The organism is Bacteroidales bacterium (assembly GCA_021648725.1).
In the GTDB taxonomy this organism is placed as follows: domain Bacteria; phylum Bacteroidota; class Bacteroidia; order Bacteroidales; family JAADGE01; genus JAADGE01.
Map to the genome: position 1 here is coordinate 26174 of JAKISF010000008.1, position 19887 is coordinate 46060.

Sequence of the window (19887 nt, forward strand, 5' to 3'; positions counted from 1 at the left end):
ACTCGCTCAAAAACTCATTCATATTTGTGATGCGTTTTTCTTATGCTCGTTTCACAATACAAATATAGAATATTTTTTAATATAACGGAAATTTTAATTGTAATTTTTCCGATATAACGGAAATTTTAATTGTAATTTTTCCGATATAGGGGAAATTTTAATACTTTTCAAGCTAATCTATCATAAAATGCTGACTAACTTTTGTCATAAATTTTTTGCCGATTGTTCCCGAAAGAGGATTTTTAGTTTTCATCGCTTCAGGATGCCATTGCACGCCTAAAATAAAAGGATGCAACAAAGTATCAGCAGGTTCAAACGATTCCGAAACTTTATCCTTAGCAAAAGATGAAACTTTAAAAAATGGAGCAACTTTTTCCATTGCCTGATGATGATTGCTGTAAACAATACTGCTGTCAGCTTTTACGATATTATATAAATATGTTCCTCTGTTAATATATACCGTATGGTTTACGGCAGTACTTTTATTTTTTTTAGCTTTTCTGCTGTCCCTGTGTAAATATTTGCTGCCTACATCCGCAGGAATATCAATAATCAAAGAACCGCCTTGCGTAACATTTAAAATTTGTAAACCTCTGCAAATTCCCAACAAAGGTATTTTTCTGTTAACCGCATATCTAATCATCATTTGCTCCAAGCTGTCTCTGTGAGAATTTATGCTTCCGCATCTGTTAAGTTCATTTTCTTTTCCGTATAATGCAGGATTAACATCTTCTCCTCCCGAAATAATTATTCCGTCAGCTTTATGCAACATCATTCTTACAGAGTCCGAACTTTTTACGGCATACATATTAAAACAAATAACTTTGTCGTTACCGATTGATGCACGCAGCCAATCCTGATGTATATTCCCGTAATCTTTTGAAACTAAAACAAGAGGTTTATTTACGTCTTCTTGTAAAACTGTGTTTTGCTGATGCTTACAAGAAAAAAATATAAGAAGAAAAATGGCGAAAACAAAAAATTTATTCATATATTTAAAGAATTATTATGGAAAAATATCTTAAAAATCATCCCAAATATACATTTAATATTCCGAAAATATAAACCGCAAAAATTATAACTATGAACACAAAGGTATTGAAAATTGCAATTTTATTTTTTATTGTAAATTTATTTGCTTGTAATACAAGCCAAGAAAACAGAAAAACAGAAGAAACCGATTTCTATTATGATGTTGCTGAAACCGAAGATGTACTTGCTGAGGAACCCGTCTATAATAAAGCTAAAAGATCAAAAGCAGACATAGATGACATCAATATCCCCGACGGTCCTAAACCCGATGAAGGCGACCCGAATTTAAACACCGAAGAATATGACAAAATTGTTGAAAACGAATTTTTAGATTCTAAACAAAATCCTCTGTCAACTTTTTCTATTGACGTTGATAATGCTGCATATTCAAATGTAAGAAGAATTCTTAATAATAACGAAATGCCGGATAAAGGAGCAGTAAGAATTGAAGAAATGATTAATTACTTCACCTATGATTATCCCGAACCGACCGGTAAACATCCTTTTTCTTTTAATACTGAAATTTCAGACTGCCCTTGGAACAAAGAAAATAAATTAATTCATATCGGGCTTCAAGGGAAAAAACTTGATTATAATGATTTAAAGCCGTCAAACTTAGTTTTTTTATTAGATGTGTCAGGCTCAATGGAAAACCAAAACAAACTACCCCTTTTAAGAAAATCGTTTAAATTATTGCTTGATGAACTGTCACAGCAAGATAAAGTTTCAATTGTAGTTTATGCAGGTGCTGCAGGCTTAGTTCTTCCTCCGACAGCCGCATCCGAAAAGAAAAAAATAATGCGTGCATTAGACGATTTGCAAGCCGGAGGTTCAACAGCAGGAGGCGACGGAATTATACTTGCATATAAAATTGCAAAAGAGAACTTAATAAAAAACGGAAATAACAGAATAATACTTGCAACAGACGGTGATTTTAATGTAGGAACATCTTCTACAAGTTCATTAGTAGATTTAATTGAAGAAAAAAGAAAAGATAATATTTATTTGACGATTCTCGGTTTCGGAATGGGAAATTATAAAGACGGCAGAATGGAGCAAATAAGTAATGCAGGAAACGGAAACTATTTTTATATTGATAACATTAAAGAAGCTGAAAAAGTTTTTGTAAAAGAAATGCGAGCAAATATGTTTACAATTGCCAAAGATGTTAAAATTCAAATCGAATTCAACCCTACACACGTAAAAGCATATCGTTTAATTGGTTACGAAAACAGAATAATGGCAAAAGAAGATTTTGACGATGACACAAAAGATGCAGGAGAACTTGGTGCAGGTCATACAGTTACGGCTCTTTATGAAATTGTTCCGGCAAATTCAAATTGGAACGTAAGAACTGCCGATGATTTAAAATACCAAACAACAACCGTTAATGACAATGCAAAAAACAGCAATGAAATTATGACTATTAAGTTCAGATATAAGCCGCCGAAAAGCGACACAAGTATTAAAATTGAACATCCTATAATGAATACTTTAACCGAATTTAACGCAACATCAAACAACTTTAAGTTCTCTGCTGCAGTTGCCGGTTTCGGGATGTTATTGAGAGATTCAAAATATAAAGGTAATGCAACTTATAAAATGATTGCTGAATTGGCAAACAAATCTAAAGGAGCAGATAAAAATGGATACAGAGCAGAATTTATAAATTTAGTTAAAACAGCAGAACTGTTAGATAAGTAGATTGTATTGAAATCCTGTAATTTCCCTCGCATCTTTTTTTTCTGCACAAACAGGTTGCAGTTTTCAGGTGCGGGGTTTTTAATTTTTATATTTCCGTTTTCTTACAACAGATACAATAATACCGAAAAGCAAAATAAGCAAAACCGGAAAAACAATATTAATAAATTGAATAATAAACCTGTTATTAATAATTTTATCATGGTTTAAAAGTCTCATTTTTAATTCCCTGGAACGAATAGACATTAATCCTTCGTCATCACATAAATAGTTAACGGCATTTAAAATAAATTCTTTATTTCCCGTAAAAGTTTGACGTGTATATCTGTCAAAGCCTAACGGGCTTGGTTTTCCTTCTTTGTCAACTTCATTTCTTATAATATCTCCGTCGCTTACAATAATCATTTTTGCAGGTTTACTTTCAGTCAACACATCGGGTAACGAAATGCCGGGAAAATATTTATTAACAGGTCTGTTTTTAAAAACCGATTCAAACTTTCCTTCAAGTAATACGGCTAAATTTCTTCTTCCTGCTTTCATTTCATTATCTGCCGGCATATTATTAATTTGTTCCAATGCTATTCTTGCCGGAATAGGATCTAAACGAGAAAGTTCGGAACTCTTCAATAATATCGTTTTTTTTATATTAGGGTTAAACCCTACGGTATCAATTGTTGAAATAAATTCAGTTCTGATATAATTCAAATATTTAGAAATCACATGATTATTGTCTGAAACAATTACAGGAAAATAATACCACGGATAATAGTTTATTTTTGGTTTTCCGTCAGGTCCTTTAATTGTTAATCCGATAGGAGAATAAAACTTATCTTGCAATAAATCGTGATTTATTCTTGCTCCGTATTGGAATAACATATCATTCAAATTTAAATCTTGTGCTAACGAAATTGTACTTCCTGTTAAAAGCAAGCTGTCAACATTTGTTTTGCACCCTTCAATCAACCACAAAACACTTCCGCCTTTCATAATGTATTGGTCAATTACAAACTTATCTTGTTCCGAAAATTCGTTTTCGGGTTTAGCAATTATAACAGCTTTGAAATCGTTTAAAATCCCGGGAGTTCCGTTTAATGCTCCGGTCATTACCTTGTAATATTCCGACAAAATTGAAGAAATATCCATAAGTTGAAATTCGTTTAACTCTCCGTGTCCTTCAAGAAATGCTATTTTGGGTTTCTTTTCTTTACTTAATTTTTGAATTGCATTTGTAAATTCGTATTCTAATGCCTGAATTGAATTATTAATGTTTTCCTCGCTTTCGGGTTCTGAATTTCCGGAAGATTTTAATAAATTTACTGCTTTTTCTCTTCCTTTATAAGATAAAATTATCCCGGGGAATATTAGTTTTTGAGAACTTTTTCCGTCGTCGGAAATTTCATTTGTTTCAATAGGAATTAACCCTTTCTTAAATAAATCTCCGTACAAAGCAAACCTGACTTCCTGATCCGGGCTCTCGGAAGGATTAATAAATTCAAATTCTAAATTTTCACCGGCATAAATTTTAAATTCATCCAATTCTTCTTTAATTTCTCTTCTGAAATTTTTAAAAGTTGAAGGTAAGCCTTTTCCGTCAAGATAAACTTTTATGTAAACCTTATCGTTTAAGTTTTTAAGTATATTTATTGAATAATCAGACAATGTATACCTTCCTTCGGATGTTAAATCAAAACGCAAAAATTTAATTGATAAAAAGTAGGCTCCGATAATAATTATTAAAGAAGAAATGATTAGTTTTATTAATCTGTTTTTGATTTTCATACTTGTAAATATTGTATTTTAATTTTACCTGCTTTTTTCTAAAACAGCCTTTGTCGATAATAAAAATATGAGTGAAACAGTAACAAAATAAATAATATCTCGAGTATCCAAAACACCTCTGCTCATTGATTTATAATGTGCATTAATACCCAGTTTATCAACTGTGTTGCTAAAATTTCCCCATAATTCCAAATTACTTACAGCCTCAAAACCAATATAAAAGAAAAAAGAAATAATCATTGCTGTTAAAAATGCAATTATCTGATTATCAGTAACAGAAGATGCAAAAACACCAATTGCAACATAAACGGCAGCTAAAAAAAACAAACCTATAAAAGAACCCCAAAATGCTCCGGTGTCAATATTCCAGGCAGGGTCTCCCAAAAAACCTACAGTTATAAAAAAAAGTAAAACAGGTATTAATGAGAATAAAACTAAAGCAATACCGGCACTATATTTAGCAAGTACAATTTGTAATTCCGACAAAGGTCTTGTAAATAATAACTCTATTGTTCCCGTTCGCTTTTCATCGGCAAATAAACGCATTGTAACAGCAGGAACTAAAAATAAGAAAATCCAAGGAGCCATAAAAAACAAGGTGTCTAAATTGGCATAACCGCTGTCCAGTACATTATATTCTCCGGGAAAAACCCAGAGGAACAAACTGTTTGCAATTAGAAATATAGAAATTACGATATAGCCGGTCAACGAACCGAAAAAAGATGTAACTTCTTTCTTAAAAAAGAAATAGCCGACTTTAAAATCTGATAGTTTGCTCATTTAGTTTTAATTTTCTGAACGTTCAAAATTAACATTTATTTCTTTATCGAAAAATGTCGATTTTAACACATAGCCAATAAATATTAAATTTGTTAAATTATTTTATCTTTGCATTTTTAAAACATAATTAAGAGCCAAAATGAAAGCACACCCTCTATATTTTATTCTTGTAATATTTATTTCAAATTCTGTTTTTTCTCAAACTGACAGTTTAGTTGATGCACGAAACGGAAAAATATATCCTACAGTTAAAATAGGGAATCAAATTTGGATGGCAGAAAATTTAAATTTCGAAACTGAAAATTCCTATTGTTATGCAAGAAAAACATTAAATTGTGAAAAATACGGACGGTTATATCAATGGGATACTGCAACTAAAGTGTGCCCTGACGGGTGGCATCTTCCCTCAGACCTAGAATGGATGGAAATGGAAGCAGCAATCGGAATGTCTGCCGAAGATACCGCAAAAGGTGATACATGGAGGGGAACTGACCAAGCTGTTCAACTTTTAGAGGGAGGAAAAACGGGCTTTAATGCAAAATTAGGGGGTTACAGAAATCCGCCGTCAAATTACTTTTTAGAAGGAATGCACGCATTTTTTTGGACATCAACTGCAACTAAAAACGGTTATCGAATGTGGTACAGGCAAATGATAAAAGGAAATCCTAAAATATTAAGACATAATCAAACAAAAAGTTGGGGTATGTCGGTAAGATGTGCCAAAGATTAATAATCCCCTAAAAACAAACATATTTATTTTGGCAAATTAGTATTTACTTTTATTATTTAGTTTACTTTTGAACGTAAAATAATTAAGAAATATAAAATTAAACTTTTGTCTCATTAAACTTTTTTCTCTTGGGTAATTGGAAAGATCATATTATAAAGTCACTGAAAGATGAATTAAGTTTATTGTTTATTCTTAGTGTAAGTGTTTTTCTGTTCATCCTTTTTTTTGAACCTTTTCCTCTCGAGTTACAAGATTTTAATAACAGATTATTATATATTACAGGGTTCGGTGCAATAACATTTTTTATAGCAAGCCTTATACTTATTGCTCTTCCGACGACAATACCTAAATGGTTCAAGGTTAGCGATTTAAAAAAGAACCTACCCTTTATTCTCGGCTTTCTTTTTTTAACACTTACAGCTACTGCTTTTGCTTTTTATATACGGTATGTCGGAATGGTAATCCTTACATTTTATATTATGTTTAAAGTAACCTTGGTTTGCTTGCTCCCTTTAATAATTACCATGTTTATGCATAAAAATAAATTATTGAAACAAGATATTACAACTCTTAAAAAAGAAAATAAGAGCCACTTGTTAAAATTAAAAGAATATGAAAATATTGAGATTGAAAAAGAAATAGAAATCCTTTCTACAAATAAATCTGACAAATTAGTTTTAAAATGTAAACAAATAATATCAATCAAGTCTGCCGATAATTATATTGAAATATCTTATCTTGAAGAAAATATCCTTGAAAAGAAATTAATTCGTAATACATTAAAGAATATTGAAACGCAATTATCAAATCAAAAGAATTTTATTCGTTGTCACAGAACAAGCATTGTAAATATTATTTATGTTGAAAGCTTAGTCAGAAACAAGAACGGTTATAGCCTTAAAATGAGCTGCTTTGAAGAAACAATTCCTGTTTCCAGACAATATTTTTTACAAGTTAAAGATGCAATTTCCGACAACAATTAGGCATGCTGTTTGCCACATATTAAATGCCGTTCACCCCTAAAGCTTTTGTCTGTCCCTTTTTTAAACCATACAACACTCTTTGTTTTTTTGCCCGCAGTTAATGTATAAAATTGCAAAACAAAATAATATAAAGTTTTAAAAAAATGGTTAAAGCACATACATTTCATATACCCGTAATGGGAATTGCATACACAATCGATACTCCTCTGAAAGTTTCACAATACGGAATTGATTCGGTAATTTCTTTGGTTGATGATATTCTTCTCGAAAAACTGAGAAAAATGTATTGCGAGAAATTTAAAATACCCTTTAAAGAAATAACAAACAAAGTTAAAGACTTCAGAGCTAAAAGAATAACATCTTATCTTAACTTATTGAATGATTTAACAAAAAAGAGATTTGAAGACATAAAAAATGCAGTTAATAAAAAAGAATTGAAAAAATATATTGATTTATTATCTGAAAAATCAGAAATCAAGAAAAAGTTAAATAAAATAAATGTTGATTCATACGACTTTAAAAAACTTAAAATTTGGTTGGCAGAAAACATATCAATAGGAAACATTGATGTTAATATAATGACAAAGCTTGACAAAGAAAACTATTTAAAAGGAGAGAAATTACCCGATAAATATAATGATGCACACGCTGCACTGAGGGGGTTTGCAATGAGTGATTTATCTTCTTCAATTATTCTTTCGGCAGGTATGAATCCTAAATTATACAGTTATATTGAGCAATTTGAAGATTTTTATCCTGATTACAACGGAAATATAAAAAAGAAAATAGTGCTAAAAGTAAGTGATTACAGATCAGCATTAATACAAGGTAAATTTTTAGCAAAAAAAGGTCTTTGGGTTTCTGAATATCGAATTGAATCCGGACTAAATTGCGGAGGTCATGCTTTTGCAACAAACGGCTTACTGATGGGACCTATATTAGAAGCATTTAAAGAAAACAGAAATGATCTTATAACATCAGTACATCAAATTTTAATTAACGCACTATCTGATAAAAACCGAGTAATACCCCAAAAGAAAATACAATTAAAAATTACAGCACAAGGCGGTGTAGGAACAGCAGAAGAACATAATTTTTTAATTAATGAATATAATTTAGACTCAATAGGTTGGGGGTCTCCGTTTCTGCTCGTTCCGGAAGCAACAACAATCGACAAACATACAATGAATCAGCTTATTGAAGCAAAAGAAAAAGATTTATATTTAAGCAATATCTCTCCACTCGGAGTTCCTTTTAACAGTTTAAGAGGCAATACTAAGGATTTAGAAAAAAGATTGTTAATCAATAAAGGAAAACCCGGTAGTGCTTGCCCAAAAAAATATCTTTCACTTAATAATGAACTCGGCGGTAAACATATTTGCACTGCTTCACGAAAATATCAGTACAAAAAGTTAAAGGAACTTGAAAAAGAAGATTTGACACCTAAAGAATTACATCACAAGAAAAGAAAAATATTTGAAAAATCTTGTATTTGTGTTGGTTTGGGAACTTCTGCATTGTTAGTAAATAATATTGACACAACAATTGAAGGCAAAGGTGTTTCGGTATGTCCCGGTCCTAATATGGCATATTTCTCAAAAGAGATGAGTTTAAAAGAAATGGTAAATCACATCTATAATAAAAACGAAATTACAAATTCCGACAGGCCGAATATGTTTATTAAGGAATTAAATATTTATATTGAATACATTAAAAACAAAGTGAAAAAGATTGATTTATCTTCAACCGATAAACAAAAAAAATATTTACAGACTTTTGTCAAAAATTTACAGACCGGAATTAATTATTATTTAAAATTATTCACTGAAAAAAAGGAAATATTTGAAAATATAAAAACAAATATTCTGCAAGAATTATCTGACGGAAACAAAATACTTAATATCTTAAATTCTGAAATTGAAAACACACAAATTACGGAAAAAGAACTTGTTCTTGCATAAATTACCGATATTCAACTTATACTAAATGTTCGAGATTTACTTCTCGGACATTTTTTATGCACCCAATAAATATTTTAAATTACTTCAAATTATCAAAAAACATAAAATAATTTATCCGGTTTTGCTATATTTGTGTTTCAAAATTAAAAATTCACATAAACATATTTTCTCATGGATTTCAGTTTTACCGAAGAACATTTAATGATTAAACAAGCAGCAAGAGATTTTGCACGTACTGAATTACTTCCTGACGTTATAGAGCGTGACGACAAAGAAATTGAACCGATTGAACAAATAAAAAAGATGCAACAATTAGGTTTTATGGGTATGATGACCAATCCTAAATACGGAGGGGAAGGTATGGATACCATTTCTTATGTTCTTGCAATTGAGGAAATATCAAAAATTGATGCTTCGGCAGCAGTTGTAATGTCAATACAGAACTCGCTGGTTAATTGGGGTTTAGAACATTATGGAAGTGAAGAACTAAAACAAAAATATCTTATTCCCATGGCAAGCGGTAAAGTAATCGGTGCCTTCGCTTTATCAGAACCCGAAGCAGGCTCGGATGCCACAAAACAAAGAACAACTGCAATTGAAAAAGATGACCATTATCTTTTAAACGGAACAAAAAATTGGATTTCTAATGCATCAATTGCCGAATATTTTATTGTAATTGCTCAGACACATCCCGAAAAAGGACACAGAGGAATTAATGCTTTTATTGTTGAAAAAGGAACTGAGGGCTTTGTTATAGGTCCGAAAGAAAATAAAATGGGGCTGAGAGGTTCTCATACTCATTCTTTAATGTTCACAGATGTTAAAGTTCCGAAAGAAAACAGAATAGGAGAAGACGGATTCGGATTTAAACTTGCTTTGTTATCATTAAACGGAGGAAGAATCGGTATTGCGGCACAAGCTTTGGGAATTTCACAAGGAGCATTAGAACTTTCCGTTCAATATTCGAAAGAACGAAAAGCATTCGGGAAATTTATTTCAGAGCATCAAGCAATTGCTTTTAAACTTGCAGAAATGGAAGTAAGAACCGAAGCCTCAAGAAATTTAGTTTATAAAGCTGCTTGGCTTAAAGACCAACATAAAGACTATAATATGGCAAGTGCAACCGCTAAATACTTTGCTGCTGAAACCGCAATGTATGTTACAACAGAAGCTGTTCAAATTCACGGCGGCTACGGTTATGTTAAAGAATATCATGTAGAGCGACTAATGCGTGAAGCGAAACTTACACAAATATACGAAGGAACATCCGAAATTCAACAAATTGTGATTTCGAGAGAACTCTTGAAATAAACAACTACAAACCTTATTATAAAAAACCTGCCCAAATTTTTGAGCAGGGTTTTTTATTTTAGGCTGAAACTAAAAATTAAACATCACTACTACGAATTAATTCTGCAATCAAAATGCTGAGAGTGTATAATTAAAATCAATACATCTGCCTATGTAATTTTAAAAAAATATGTTATTCAATAGCTTTTAAAGTTTACAAAGATTCTAAATAGGGTAGTAGTGTTCAGATATTCACTGTGTTATGAAGTATCTGATTAGTTATATGTTTTGTTATTTATATGTGTATGTTTTAAAAAACATTTTTCAACAACAAATAAGTATAATTTTGAACAATTCTTAATGCGAAGCAAATCATAATCTGAATTGATTAATATCAAACATTAAATATGAAAACAACAAGACGTGATTTTATAAAGATATCTTCAATGGGAGTAGGCGGTCTTGCTCTTTCGGCATCTCCTGTTTTAGGATGGGTTCCAGGATTTTTAAAAATTGATGATGTTATTCCTGACGATTCCAAAGTAAAAAGAACACCGACCTATTGCGAAATTTGTTTTTGGAAGTGTGCCGGATGGACATATACTGACGAAAAAGGCAAAATATTAAAAATTGTCGGAAATGACGATGACCAACATTCAAACGGAAGGTTTTGCCCCAGAGGAACCGGCGGTGTAGGAATGTATAATGACGAAGACAGATTAAAAACTCCTTTAATAAGAGAAGAAAAAGACGGGAAACAATATTTCAGAGAAGCAAGTTGGGATGAAGCATTAGATTTAATAAGTAAACGTCTGACAGAAATAGGAGAAGAATATACCAGAGAATGTATTGCATTATTTACACACGGCTCAGGCGGTAAATTCTTAGGAAATGTTTTGAAAGCATTCGGTTCCGGAAGTATATCCGCTCCTTCGTATGCACAATGCAAAGGACCGAGAGAAGTTGCTTTTATTGCAACTTACGGAAAAGGTTTAAGCTCGCCCGAACCTACTGATATAAGAAATACAAGATGTTTAGTTTTAATAGGCTCTCATATCGGAGAAAATATGCATAACGGACAAGTTCAAGAAATGTCCGAAGCCATTGATAACGGTGCAACAATTATTACCGTTGACCCCAGATACTCTACTGCTGCAAGTAAATCTAAATACTGGTTGCCGATTAAACCCGCTACGGACATTGCTCTTTTATTAGCTTGGATGAACGTTATTATTAAAGAAGAACTATATGATAAAGAATATATTGAGAAATACACATTCGGATTTGAGCAATTAAAAAATCATGTTAAAAATAAAACTCCTGAATGGGCATACGGCATCACAACCATAAAGCCTGATGTCATTAGAAAAACTGCAAGAGAAATGGCAGGAGCTGCTCCTGCAGCAATCGTTCATCCCGGAAGACACACAACTTGGTACGGAGATGATACTCAAAGGTTAAGAGCTGTTGCAGTTCTAAATGCTCTTCTCGGATCTTGGGGCAGAAAAGGAGGATTCTATATGTCTGAAAAATTGCATTTAAAAAACATGAATACTCCCGAATATCCCAAAATGAAACATACTTGGCGTGATGCACATCCGGGAAAATATATGTTGGCAGATTTAGCATTAGCATCCGGAATTTGTGATGCAACAATTCCGAGTGTTGACAGAGAGTGTTCATATAAAGCATGGATTGTAAACGGTTCAAACTTATTAACAACAATACCCAACAGAAAAAATACAATTGAAGCAATTAATAATTTGGAATTTATGGTGGTAATTGATACAATGCCTGCTGAAATTACCGGATATGCTGATGTTGTTTTACCGGAATGTACATACCTTGAGCGTTATGATATGTTAAGAACATCTAAACACAGAAAACCTTCCGTTGCTTTAAGAATGCCTGCAGTTGAACCTAAATATAACTCTAAACCTGACTGGTGGATTGCAAAGCAATTAGCAGAAAAACTCGGACTCGGAGATTACGTTCCCTATAATGATATTACAGAACTTTTGGATTGGCAATTAAAACAAATAGGAAGTTCTTTAGAGGAAATGCAAAAAATCGGTGTTAAAAATATAGACAGAGAGTATAACGATTTGTATATTCTTCAAGGAGAAGAGCATGAATTTAACACAAACACAGGGAAGATTGAACTGTATGCAACATCATTTCAGCAAGAAGGTTTTGACCCTTTGCCGAATTATACTGCTCATCCTGAGCCTTTACCCGGGTTTTACAGGCTTAATTACGGAAGAGCTCCGATGCACACATTCGGAAGAACAACAAATAATCCGAACCTGACGGATTTAATGGACGAAAATAAACTTTGGGTAAATCCTAAAGTTGCAAAAGAATGGGATTTAAGTAACAACCAAGAGGTTTGGTTAGAAAATCAAGACGGAGTTGTTTCAACTTTCCCCATTAAAGTCAGAATAACGGAAAGAATCGGGAAACATTCGGTTTATCTCGTTCACGGTTTCGGAAGATTTGACAAACGATTAAAAAGAAGTTACGGTAAAGGACTTGATGATTCAGAATTGATTACAAATGTTATGGTTGATCCTATTATGGGAGGAACCGGAATGAGAGGGAACTTTGTCACATTTATAACGGAAGACCCTAAATTAAAACTTGTCGGAAATAAAGCAAGAAAAAGAAATAAATCCGGCAACAGTGCAAAAATTAATAATAAACAAGCCTAATTATGAGATATGCAATGGCAATAGACACAAAAAAGTGTGTCGGATGCAGCGACTGTGTCGTAGCCTGTCAAACAGAAAACAATATCCCGATAGGATATTCTCGAGATTGGATAACAGAAACAGTTGAAGGAATTTATCCCGGTTTGCATTTGGAAATAAGATCGGAAAGGTGTAATCATTGTGAAAATACTCCTTGTGTAAGAACTTGTCCCACAGGAGCAAGTCATATAATCGAAGGCGGTATTGTAAAAGTGAACCATGAGGAATGTATAGGGTGCGGAGCATGTATTCAATCATGTCCTTATGATGCAAGATATTCGCATCCCGAAGGTTATGTTGATAAATGTACATTTTGCGACCACAGGATTAACAACGGTCAAGACCCGGCATGTGTTTCGGTTTGCCCTACGCATTGTATGTATTTCGGTGATTTAGATGACCCGAACAGCGAAATTTCCAAAATAGTATCTGCTCGAAAAGTTAAAGTTTTAGCTCCGGAAGCAGGAACAAAACCACAAATATTCTATTTAGTATAATTTAAAACTTTTAACGCTAAAAGAAATGAGAGAAGAAATTATAACCAGCGGAAGAATGAACCCGGGAATTGATCCGTACCTTCATATATGGCACTGGGAAATCCCCTTATATTTATTTCTCGGCGGACTTGCTGCCGGATTACTTTTTTTTGCCGCTTATTTTGTCATAACAGGAAAAGATAAACAGTTTCCAACCGCAGTAAAATATGGGCCGATTATAGCTCTTGTTACAATTGTTATCGGACTTATTGTTTTAATACTAGACTTAAAACACCCTGCATATTTTTGGCAACTGTTAACAACAGTCAGGTTTGTTTCTCCGATGTCATGGGGAGCATGGACATTAGTGTTTATGTCTATTGTAAACGTTGTTTGGCTTTTTTCATATGCAAAAGATATTTTTAAAGGTTATAAATGTCGCTTTAAGTTTGTGCTTAAGTTAACAAAAATACTTGTAAAAGAAGACAGCAGCAATGAATACGGTTGGGAATGGCAACACAAATTAATAAAACGGTTTGAAATTTATACACAAGACAAACGAAAAGCATGGGCTTGGGTAATGATTGTTCTTGCTGTTATTTTAGGTGTATATACCGGAATCTTATTGTCTGCATTTAACGCACGCCCATTATGGAACACCTCTATTTTGGGACCTCTGTTTTTAACCTCAGGTTTGTCCACGGGAGCAGCATTACTTATGATTTTATCTAAAACACATTCGGAAAAACATGCTTTCAGCAGAATTGACATTTTACTTATTGTAATTGAATTGTTTTTTATAGTTCATATGTTTATGGGGTTCTTAGCAGGTTCCGAAGTAAAAGCTGAAGCTGCCCATTATTTCCTTGGCGGAGAATTTACGGTTGTTTTTTGGATAAATGTTGTTATAATAGGACTTATTATTCCTGCTGTTCTTGAAATTTTAGAACTTCTTAAATTTAAAATACCTGTTATTGTTCCCGGAATATTAATTCTGTGGGGAGGTATGATGTTTAGGTTTATTATGGTGGATGCCGGACAAATAACAAGATTCTTATATTAAATTTTATTTGAAAAAATTATAAACAAACTAAAATGGAAGGCAAAAGAAAATATATGAATTCATATCTGGCAGGAGTATTGTTAGGCTTGCTTATCTTAGCATCGTTCTATTTTACTCGAGAAGGGTTGGGTGCCAGCGGAGCTTTTAAAAGAACTGCCGCAAAAATTGAACAAACAATAATTCCTTCATACATAGAAAACCCCGATACCTATTTTCATAAATATGTTAAAAACGGAACAGATCCTTTAAAAAACAGATTAGTATTTATGATTATCGGTGTTTTTGTAGGCGGATTTATTTCGGGTGCAATTAACGGAAGACTTAAAGTTAAATTACAACATTCTCCTAATATTACAGCTAAAAAAAGAGTAATTGCCGCCGGAATAGGAGGAATACTTTTCGGAATAGGAGCATCTTTCGGAAGAGGGTGTACAAGCGGTGCGGGCTTAGACGGAATGGCAGTTCTGGCAACAACAGGCTTTATAGTCGTTGCTGCAATTTTCGGGACAGGATATTTGGCAGCATGGTTTTTCAGAAAAATGTGGCTGTAACATCTAAATTTTAATACTTAACAAAATAAAACACAATATATGGGACCTTTATTTACAGCAGCTGACGAGTGGAGTTATGTTATAGCTCTTGTGCTCGGAATTGCTTTCGGGTATATTTTAGAAAGTGCAGGTTTTTCTTCCTCAAGAAAACTGGCAGGTGTATTTTACGGATATGATTTTGTTGTATTGCGTGTATTTTTCACGGCAGCAATTACGGCAGCAATCGGGCTTTTCTATTTTGATTATCTCGGGTGGCTTAATTTCTCAGAAATATATGTGAATAAGCTTTACGTGGGTTCTGCAATTGTAGGCGGAATGATAATGGGTTTAGGATTTATAATCGGAGGTTTTTGCCCGGGTACAAGTGCTTGTGCAGCAGCAATCGGGAAAGTTGATGCAATGATTTTTATCGGAGGTGTTGTTATCGGTGCAATAATTTTTGATGCCGGATATCCCTTATGGGGCGAATTTTATGAAAGCGGAGGCAAAGGATCTGCCACTCTTTATGAAGACTTAGGTATTTCAAGAGAATTATTATTGTTCGGCTTTATATTGTTTGCATTATTCGCTTTTTGGGCAACTGCATTAATTCAGAAAAAAGTATCAAATAAAACGCATAAATATTAATTGAAATGGCTGATAATAGACAATTTAAAAAAAGATACATTTTAATGGCTTTAATCTTAGTGATATTAGCAGGCGGAACTTTACTTCTTCCCGAAAAATATGTATCTGAGGAATTAAGTCCGGAAAACTTGCTGAAAGAGATTAATGATAATACCAGATATATATATCCAGATGATATTGCTCATCTTATTATAAGCAAAGACCCTAATTTTTTATTGATTGACGTAAGAGATTCTGCTTCATATCAAGAATTTAAACTGCCGGGAGCAATTAATATTCCGTTAAAAAACTTGCTCGACAAAGATGACGCAGGAGATTATAAATGGGAAGGTTTTTTAAATCAAGATACTCGAAAAAATATATTTTATTCAAACGGAACGGTTTATTCGCATCAAGCATGGATGTTAACAAAGCGACTTAATTATGAAAACAACTACGTTATGAAAGGCGGATTAAACAAGTGGATTGAGACGATTATACAAGTTCGCCGACCTGAATTTGATGCATCAGAACAAGAACTTGCAACATATACATTCAGAAAAGCCGCAAGTATGTTTTTCGGAGGAGGAGGAACTGCCGCTAGTGATGATCCCGTTAATATTCCGGCATTTACAGGTAAGAAAAAAGAAAAAGAGGTTCAAGAAGGTTGTTAAATTTTAAATCAGAATAAAATGAATAGTCAATATCTAAATATAGGTCACAAAAAAATATCTAATAAGCTGCCGATTATCGGTATTTCTGCAATTGTAATAGTTGTTCTCGGAATTCTGTTAATGAGCCATCCGAAAATTAAATATCAAATCAGCACGGAAGATATGTTAGAGATTGCAATAGAAAAGAAAGATATAATAAGACCTGCCGAATTCATGAATATCTATTACACAAAAGATTCGAGTTATCGTTTTATTGATTTAAGGTCTGCACATGAATTTTTAATAAGCCACATAGACGGTGCAATTAATATTCCGATTCATAAATTATTAGATGATGAATATGAGAATATTTTTAATCAAGACGAAAAGATTAACATACTGTATTATTCAGACCAATGCGGAGCATGCGGACCCTGGATGATATTAAAACAAATAGGATATCCTAACAATAAAGTTTTGCAAGGAGGGTATAATTATGTGAAAAAAAGCATTATTGATAATTATGCTCCGATGAGCGGTGATTATAGTGCAGAAAAAGCAAAATATGATTATGCCGAAGTTATAAAAAATACTCCGAGCAGCGGTGCAGAATCTACCCTTGAAACCGGACCCGTTATCGTCGGGAAAAAGAAAAAAAAGAGAGAAATAGACGGCGGTTGCTGATAAATACTAAAATAACAAATTAAGCTTCTCAGAAATAAACTCAAACAATATGAAAAATATATCATTCCCGATTTTTATATTAACATCTTTTTTTATAACCGTTTTATTATCTTGTAGCTCAGGAGGAAGCAGTAAAAAAGAATTAGCAAAAAATACGGTATTAAATGCTGAAAACGAAACAGAAGCACTTTTTGATTTTTTTGAGAAATCAGGCAGTTATATTAATTCACCACAAATACCGGCACTTGTTTTTGCCGATGATGTTTTCGAAAACATTAGGGAATATAAATTAATCGACATTCGAAACACAATTGAATACTTATCCGGACATATTGAAAGTGCTGAAAACATTAAGCCGAAAGATATTATTAATTATATGAAGTTTGGTATTTCTGCCGTAAGTTTTGAGAAAATTGTAATTATCAGTAATTCCGGATTTGATGCTTCGTATGTAACTTCAGTGTTGAGGCTTTTAGGTTATAATAATGTCTTTGCGTTAAAATACGGAATGAGTTCATGGAATAAAGAATTTGCAAATGAATATTGGAATAATAATCTCTCAAGTAAATATGTTTCAACTTTAGAAACAGCCAAAAATGAAATTCCTGAAAAAAATAACTATCCGACCATAACAACGGGAAAAACAACAGCCTATGAAATACTTGAAGTAAGAGCTCGTCAATTGTTAGACTCTTTAAATTTCAGAATAACGGCAGATTCTTTGTATAGCAATATTTCAAAATATTTTATTGTAAATTACTGGCCTAATTTCCAGTATGAAAAAGGGCATATTCCCGGGTCATTTCAATATACGCCGAGAAAATCGTTAACTAAAGATTCCCTTTTGCTGACTTTGCCCGTTAACAAACCCATTGTGTTATATGAATATACCGGACATCACTCTTCATTTGCCGCCGCATATTTGCAAATATTAGGATATGACTCTTATGTTTTGGATTACGGAACAAACGCAATTATGTATTCTCAATTAGCAAGCAAAAAAATAGGGCGTATTTTTAATATGAAGTCGGTAAATAACTATTCTGTTGTTACAGGGCAGAAAAAAAGGAGAAGGTCAGGATTTTAAAGTAACGGATATGATAAAAAGTTGTTAAACCGTCATAATTTCTTTTTCTTTTTCGCTGATAATACTTGCAACCTTTTTTACGCTTGCATCAATTTGTTCCTGAACTTTTGCCTCTGCTCTTTTTTGCTCGTCTTCCGACAAGCCGTCTTCTTTTAATTGTTTAAAGCCGTCCATTGCTTCTTTTCTTGCACTTCTCAGGCTAATTTTACAGTTTTCTTCTTCTGCTTTTACAAATCTTACCAGTTCTTTTCTTCTCTCTTCCGTTAAGGGCGGAACATTAATCATAATTCGTTCTCCGTTGTTTTGCGGATTAAAACCTAAATTTGCTTTTTGGATTTCTTTCTCAATTATAGGAATCATAGATTTGTCCCAAGGTTGTATAACAATAGTTTGGGCATCCATTGTTCCTACATTAGCAATTTGATTCAATGGTGATTGCTGCCCGTAGCTTTCAACTGTTATCCCCGAAAGCATATGAGGATTTGCTTTTCCGGCTCTTAATTTCGCCAATTCGTTCTGCAAATAATCTATTGCTTTGTTTATACTTTCTTCAAGAATTTCAAATTGCATTTGGACGTCTTCATTCATTATATTAATATTTTTGTTATTTTCCGCAAATTTAACAAAAACAAGCAAATAATTTAAACAAAAAAAAATAAATGATGTTAAAATTTACTTTAAAAAGTGTAATTTACAGATATTATAATAGTTATTAAAAGGAATATTGTAAAAAGAAGTTCAGCAAAAAGCCTTTTTTTGATATTAATAAAAAACCTGCCGAAAGGAATTGTTAATGCAACAGCAAGAATCGGTAAAATATTATTAATCAAATCAGGTTTGAGAAAACATATTCCGGCAGAAAGCAAAAAGATAAAGAAAAATATTTTGTAATAGTCCTGGGTATCAGCTTCAAAAGTTTTGAACCTGCCTATAATTTGCAGTGTAGAAATTAAAGAAAAGAAAGAAATATAACTTCCCGCAATAATTTGATATGTTGAATAATTTGCAGATTCCGATTTTTCCGAAAAGAATTTAAATACATCATAAAAAAAATCGAAGTTCGAAAAAATAAAAAAATATACAGAAGAGAAAATAAAAAAAGGAAGCAACAAACCTATGGCAGATGATGCCAATTCTCGCCACTGTCCGGTTCTGAGAACAAATAATCCGAAAAAAACAACAAGGATTAAGAAAACCGTGTTTACCCAAAATAAGAAACCGATTGAGATTAACATTCCGGCATTCAGAAAATCAAATATAGCAACTTGTTTTCTTAAAGTTTTAAAAATAATATTCAATGCAAGCAAAAAGAAAAATAAAGCAATTAAAACAGAAAGGTTGCCGGACAATGAAGAGCTTAAGCCGAGAAAAATTAAAAAAACAAAACCGATATAATAATTGTTGGGTTTGCAAATTTTAGACGAAATTACTAATCGATTAAATATAATTCCGTTTAACATAAGAAACAACGCTGATAAAACCTTATAGAAAACAACAAAAAAACTTCCTTGAATAATCAGCAACAGTTGTTTATAAAAAAGAATTTGTGTTTCGGCAGTAATATTATTAATCAAAGTTTTAGGAATTGCCGAAGAAAAAAGACCGGCAAGCAAAGGAAAAAGAATAAACATTAATATGTTATTATTCTGAAAAAACCTAAGCATAAAATAATATTGTTAACATTTATATAAAAAGACTGCTTCAATATTAATAAAAAGTTTTGAAACAGTCTTTTTTTAAGAAATTATTAGAGTTTGCTTT

Annotated in this window: 18 protein-coding genes; 13 read left to right on the forward strand and 5 right to left on the reverse strand. The window is 32.5% G+C overall.

The window, feature by feature from the left end; translation table 11 throughout:
• Positions 1-172 precede the first annotated feature (172 nt).
• Entirely contained in the window at positions 173-991 is an 819-nt protein-coding gene (locus L3J35_04610; GenBank protein ID MCF6365465.1) for a gamma-glutamyl-gamma-aminobutyrate hydrolase family protein, read from the reverse strand.
• Positions 992-1083: 92 nt separating this feature from the next.
• Here L3J35_04610 and L3J35_04615 point away from each other — a divergent pair, with 92 nt between their 5' ends.
• On the forward strand, positions 1084-2736 hold the full coding sequence (locus tag L3J35_04615) for a VWA domain-containing protein (GenBank protein ID MCF6365466.1): 1653 nt from the start codon (positions 1084-1086) through the stop codon (positions 2734-2736).
• 78 nt (positions 2737-2814) lie between these two features.
• Here the strand turns inward: L3J35_04615 and gldG are convergent, their stop codons facing one another.
• Positions 2815-4512: a gliding motility-associated ABC transporter substrate-binding protein GldG gene (gene gldG, locus L3J35_04620; GenBank protein ID MCF6365467.1), complete on the reverse strand. Its 1698-nt coding sequence runs from the start codon at positions 4510-4512 to the stop codon at positions 2815-2817.
• A gap of 24 nt (positions 4513-4536) precedes the next feature.
• On the reverse strand, positions 4537-5292 hold the full coding sequence (gene gldF / locus L3J35_04625; protein MCF6365468.1) for a gliding motility-associated ABC transporter permease subunit GldF: 756 nt from the start codon (positions 5290-5292) through the stop codon (positions 4537-4539).
• A 139-nt stretch (positions 5293-5431) separates the two neighbouring features.
• Here gldF and L3J35_04630 point away from each other — a divergent pair, with 139 nt between their 5' ends.
• The 12 genes from L3J35_04630 (at position 5432) to L3J35_04685 (ending at position 18126) form a co-directional block, all read left to right on the forward strand.
• Positions 5432-6022, forward strand: coding sequence for a hypothetical protein (locus L3J35_04630; GenBank protein MCF6365469.1), 591 nt, complete (start codon positions 5432-5434; stop codon positions 6020-6022).
• 128 nt (positions 6023-6150) lie between these two features.
• Positions 6151-7005, forward strand: a complete 855-nt coding sequence (locus L3J35_04635) for a LytTR family transcriptional regulator (GenBank protein MCF6365470.1) — start codon at positions 6151-6153, stop codon at positions 7003-7005.
• A 143-nt stretch (positions 7006-7148) separates the two neighbouring features.
• Positions 7149-8966 carry a hypothetical protein gene (locus tag L3J35_04640; protein ID MCF6365471.1) on the forward strand — a complete coding sequence of 606 codons (1818 nt, stop codon included), beginning with the start codon at positions 7149-7151 and terminating at the stop codon, positions 8964-8966.
• Between the two features lie 171 nt (positions 8967-9137).
• On the forward strand, positions 9138-10277 hold the full coding sequence (locus tag L3J35_04645) for an acyl-CoA dehydrogenase family protein (protein MCF6365472.1): 1140 nt from the start codon (positions 9138-9140) through the stop codon (positions 10275-10277).
• Positions 10278-10663: 386 nt separating this feature from the next.
• The gene (locus tag L3J35_04650) at positions 10664-12967 is read left to right on the forward strand and encodes a molybdopterin-dependent oxidoreductase (GenBank protein ID MCF6365473.1); all 2304 of its coding nucleotides are present in this window, start codon (positions 10664-10666) and stop codon (positions 12965-12967) included.
• A 2-nt stretch (positions 12968-12969) separates the two neighbouring features.
• Positions 12970-13503 carry a 4Fe-4S dicluster domain-containing protein gene (locus tag L3J35_04655; protein MCF6365474.1) on the forward strand — a complete coding sequence of 178 codons (534 nt, stop codon included), beginning with the start codon at positions 12970-12972 and terminating at the stop codon, positions 13501-13503.
• Between the two features lie 25 nt (positions 13504-13528).
• Entirely contained in the window at positions 13529-14545 is a 1017-nt protein-coding gene (nrfD, locus tag L3J35_04660) for a polysulfide reductase NrfD (protein ID MCF6365475.1), read from the forward strand.
• A 32-nt stretch (positions 14546-14577) separates the two neighbouring features.
• Complete coding sequence (locus L3J35_04665) at positions 14578-15096, forward strand: YeeE/YedE family protein (protein ID MCF6365476.1); 519 nt, start codon at positions 14578-14580, stop codon at positions 15094-15096.
• Positions 15097-15135: 39 nt separating this feature from the next.
• Positions 15136-15723, forward strand: coding sequence for a YeeE/YedE family protein (locus L3J35_04670; GenBank protein MCF6365477.1), 588 nt, complete (start codon positions 15136-15138; stop codon positions 15721-15723).
• A 5-nt stretch (positions 15724-15728) separates the two neighbouring features.
• Positions 15729-16376: a rhodanese-like domain-containing protein gene (locus L3J35_04675; protein ID MCF6365478.1), complete on the forward strand. Its 648-nt coding sequence runs from the start codon at positions 15729-15731 to the stop codon at positions 16374-16376.
• Between the two features lie 18 nt (positions 16377-16394).
• On the forward strand, positions 16395-17039 hold the full coding sequence (locus L3J35_04680; GenBank protein ID MCF6365479.1) for a rhodanese-like domain-containing protein: 645 nt from the start codon (positions 16395-16397) through the stop codon (positions 17037-17039).
• Between the two features lie 49 nt (positions 17040-17088).
• Complete coding sequence (locus L3J35_04685) at positions 17089-18126, forward strand: rhodanese-like domain-containing protein (protein ID MCF6365480.1); 1038 nt, start codon at positions 17089-17091, stop codon at positions 18124-18126.
• Positions 18127-18150: 24 nt separating this feature from the next.
• Here L3J35_04685 and frr read toward each other — a convergent pair whose 3' ends face one another.
• Together frr and L3J35_04695 are read right to left on the reverse strand one after the other, a co-directional pair.
• Positions 18151-18714, reverse strand: a complete 564-nt coding sequence (gene frr, locus L3J35_04690; protein MCF6365481.1) for a ribosome recycling factor — start codon at positions 18712-18714, stop codon at positions 18151-18153.
• An 89-nt stretch (positions 18715-18803) separates the two neighbouring features.
• Positions 18804-19790, reverse strand: coding sequence for a hypothetical protein (locus tag L3J35_04695; GenBank protein ID MCF6365482.1), 987 nt, complete (start codon positions 19788-19790; stop codon positions 18804-18806).
• Positions 19791-19887 lie beyond the last annotated feature (97 nt).

Excerpts from the sequence above, each read along its gene's own strand:
- L3J35_04695 (MCF6365482.1), bottom strand. The coding sequence starts at position 19,790 with ATGCTTAGGTTTTTTCAGAATAATAACATATTAATGTTTATTCTTTTT.
- frr (MCF6365481.1), bottom strand. The coding sequence starts at position 18,714 with ATGAATGAAGACGTCCAAATGCAATTTGAAATTCTTGAAGAAAGTATA.
- L3J35_04670 (MCF6365477.1), top strand. The coding sequence starts at position 15,136 with ATGGGACCTTTATTTACAGCAGCTGACGAGTGGAGTTATGTTATAGCT.
- L3J35_04665 (MCF6365476.1), top strand. The coding sequence starts at position 14,578 with ATGGAAGGCAAAAGAAAATATATGAATTCATATCTGGCAGGAGTATTG.
- L3J35_04650 (MCF6365473.1), top strand. The coding sequence starts at position 10,664 with ATGAAAACAACAAGACGTGATTTTATAAAGATATCTTCAATGGGAGTA.
- L3J35_04680 (MCF6365479.1), top strand. The coding sequence starts at position 16,395 with ATGAATAGTCAATATCTAAATATAGGTCACAAAAAAATATCTAATAAG.
- L3J35_04610 (MCF6365465.1), bottom strand. The coding sequence starts at position 991 with ATGAATAAATTTTTTGTTTTCGCCATTTTTCTTCTTATATTTTTTTCT.
- L3J35_04630 (MCF6365469.1), top strand. The coding sequence starts at position 5,432 with ATGAAAGCACACCCTCTATATTTTATTCTTGTAATATTTATTTCAAAT.
- gldF (MCF6365468.1), bottom strand. The coding sequence starts at position 5,292 with ATGAGCAAACTATCAGATTTTAAAGTCGGCTATTTCTTTTTTAAGAAA.
- L3J35_04685 (MCF6365480.1), top strand. The coding sequence starts at position 17,089 with ATGAAAAATATATCATTCCCGATTTTTATATTAACATCTTTTTTTATA.
- L3J35_04640 (MCF6365471.1), top strand. The coding sequence starts at position 7,149 with ATGGTTAAAGCACATACATTTCATATACCCGTAATGGGAATTGCATAC.
- L3J35_04615 (MCF6365466.1), top strand. The coding sequence starts at position 1,084 with ATGAACACAAAGGTATTGAAAATTGCAATTTTATTTTTTATTGTAAAT.
- L3J35_04675 (MCF6365478.1), top strand. The coding sequence starts at position 15,729 with ATGGCTGATAATAGACAATTTAAAAAAAGATACATTTTAATGGCTTTA.
- L3J35_04655 (MCF6365474.1), top strand. The coding sequence starts at position 12,970 with ATGAGATATGCAATGGCAATAGACACAAAAAAGTGTGTCGGATGCAGC.
- L3J35_04645 (MCF6365472.1), top strand. The coding sequence starts at position 9,138 with ATGGATTTCAGTTTTACCGAAGAACATTTAATGATTAAACAAGCAGCA.
- gldG (MCF6365467.1), bottom strand. The coding sequence starts at position 4,512 with ATGAAAATCAAAAACAGATTAATAAAACTAATCATTTCTTCTTTAATA.
- nrfD (MCF6365475.1), top strand. The coding sequence starts at position 13,529 with ATGAGAGAAGAAATTATAACCAGCGGAAGAATGAACCCGGGAATTGAT.